General features: G+C 37.5%; 1 protein-coding gene. It reads left to right on the forward strand.

Annotation, left to right across the window (positions count from 1 at the left end; translation table 11 throughout):
- Window positions 1–3,187: FG-GAP-like repeat-containing protein (locus A3G3_RS13550; protein WP_040631662.1), on the forward strand; the 3,187-nt coding region annotated here is incomplete at both ends.

Consider the following 3,187-nt stretch of genomic DNA (forward strand, 5'->3'; position numbering starts at 1 on the left):
CCAGCCGATACAGCATGGCAAAAAATCTTAAGTAACCAAAATGAAGACGGCGGATTTGGACATCTAGCAGGTTGGCAATCAAACCCATTAGATACTGCCTATGTCTTAATTGCCCTAAATCAAAGCAACTATATCAACAGTCTCACTACTGAACAACGAAACAAATGGCAACAAATTATTGCAAACGCCCTGCACTACCTAACGACACAACAACAAACTGACGGCAAATACCAAATTCATGCCTTAGATGACCTATATACCAACAGCTATGTACTCTCTGCCTTTACCCCCTATCTTAAACAATACGGACAATATATTCCAACTGCACAACGACTGGTAAACTACCTACAAAGCCAACAAAATGCCAATGCGACATGGTCAAAATTAACAGACAACAAAGGACTATTTCTTGACGCACTAGTAGCAGAAAGCCTATATCCCTATCAAAGCAGTGAAAACAGCCAAACTTTTAAAGAAAACTTTAGCAATCGTGTATTAGCATTACAAAACCCTGACGGCAGTTGGCAACAAGATGCCTATGTTACAGCATTGGTGTTACGGACATTGGATAACCTGCAAAAGCCAATTGTTAATCCAACCACATCCGCCATTAGTCTAACCGTGATTGATGCGGAAACAGGTATTGGATTACCAAATGTACAACTTCAGACCCAAACAGGTAGCGTGCAAAATATTGCCTTAATCAGTGATAATAACGGTAATATCATCGCCCAAGATACCAAAGCAGGAGCTTATCAATTTACCTTACAATTAGCAGGTTATGCTCCAGTCAGTTTTAACCTCAACTTAAAACAAGGCGAACAGATTAACTTAGGGCAGATTAAACTTGCCAAAGTAAGCAATCAAGAAACTGCCCAAATACAAGGGGTAATCAAAGACCAACAAACCCAAAACCCATTAAATCAGGTCATGATAACAGCAACATTGGTTGATGATAAAGGCAATAGATTGCCCAATTTTGAACCAATTACCACCACAACAGACAATCAAGGGCGTTACCAAATCACCCTTAACAAAGAGCAAGTTCAGGCATCACAGGGCAAATTTACCATTCAGGCTAAAAAAGAGGGGTATTTAGCAGTTGCAGGTAATGGCACAGTATTAAGTGGTGGTACAGCAATTTTTAGCCCACAATTGACCGCTCAAACCAATGTACAATCAAAAGTTTTTGGTAAAGTACTAGATGAAACAGGCAATCCCCTACAAAATGTCCAAATTAAACGAGATGACAATGTATTAGCAACGACTAATCAAGCAGGGGAATTTAGCCTAATACCTGATAATATTGGTAAACAAGTATGGGAGATTGGACTAACAGGTTATCAAAGCATCAACTTTAACATGGTGTTAGAAGCCAATAGCCAATATAATATGGGTACAATCACTTTGGTAAAACAAACTAGTGCTGACCCACAAAATCCAAACACACAGCCTGCTCAAGGTCAGGGTGACTTTCATATTACTGCAACAGATAGCCGTAATCAAAAAGCCATCACTGGCTTTTCTGTGAAAGCAGAAAAATTGGATAAAACCAATCAAGTAGAACAAACCCAAAGTTTTACGCCAGATAATGACAATCTTGGTAAACTATTGGCAACATTACCAACAGGCAAATGGCGACTAACAGTTAGCCACAAATCATACCAACCTGTTAGTAAAGTATTTGACTTAACAGCAAACCAAAGCATTGAATACAATCCTGTACTAACCTTAAATCCTTATCAAATCACAGCAGTTGTAGTTGATTCATTAAGTAATAAACCAATTGTCAAAGCCCCTGTTAAAGTGATTGATAGTCATAGCAAAGCTGTACTATTTACAGGACAAACTGATGATAATGGTAAAATTGCAATTAATAAAAACCTGACAGCATCAGACATTGAAATAGAAGTAACACCTGCATTGTATCTTGCGACAAAACGATATATTAGCAAAAACTATGAAACAGATAATCATGTTGATATGGGAGAAATTCGTCTGCGTCCCAAATCTACAGAAGTGATACTGCCTGACTTGGCGATTACAAAAACCAATATTCAGGAAGTGAGTACAGGTCAGCAAGACTTACTTGTGTCTGGTAAATTAGGGCTGACAATTGAAAATAAAGGCAATGCTGAAATATCACAAAAAGAGATTGCTATTACAGCATTTGTAGATAGTAATCGTAACCGTAAATTGGATAAAGATGAGCAAATAATTGGTAACACTAAGTTAAGCCAAGGGCTATCACCACAACAAGAAACTCAAATTGAATTGGCTGTATCAGGTAAATTAAGATTTCGTGATGCACCAATAGCGGTGATGATTGATAGTGATGAACAAATTGCCGAAAAAAATGAGTCAAATAATGTTCGTTTAACCAGTGATGGGGTTGAGATTAAACCCAAACAAGGTACTTTAGATGCCGAAGTGGTTTGGCAAAATCGTATTAGCAGTGATTCAGGTGCCATTGCATCACCACTAGAAGATAGTAATGGTGATGGTATCATTGGTCAGGGCGATGTCGCATCAATTTTAGTTTATCGTGGTGGTCAATATCATGTATTAAATGGTAAAACAGGTGAAAAACAATTTCACATTCAGGGTTCAGGTTCACAACAATTAGCAGGTATTGCTGATGTAGATAATGATAAACTACCTGATATTATTGTACCAGCAAGTGATGGACTGCGTATTTATGATAATAAAGGCAATTTAAAAAAGACTCTAAAGGCAAACTTAGGTTTTAGTGGTTGGTCAAGTGATGCTTATCACCCAATTATTACAGATTTAGACCAAGATGGAATACCAGAAATTATCCAAAACAATAAAATCTTTAACTATGAACAAGGTCTTATTAAAGACGGATTACCCTCAGGACAAAGTCAAGCGGTTGCTGATGTAAATGGTGATGGTAATTTGGATATTATTGGGTTGCAAGGTGTTTCTGACATGCAGGGAAATTTGCATTACCAATTTAAAAATAAGAACAATCAGCCAATTACGCTAAAATTTTTGGCAGTTGGCGATGTGATTAGTACGAAACAACCCCAAATTGTTGCAATTTATGGTAGTCAAATTCTTATATTTGATGCAAAAAATGGACAGTTACTAGCAGAATATAATGCACCTGCAAGTTCTGGAGGTTCACCTGTGATTGCTGATTTTGATGGTGATGGTCTATCAG

This window comes from Moraxella boevrei DSM 14165, from assembly GCF_000379845.1.
Taxonomy (GTDB): Bacteria; Pseudomonadota; Gammaproteobacteria; order Pseudomonadales; family Moraxellaceae; genus Faucicola; species Faucicola boevrei.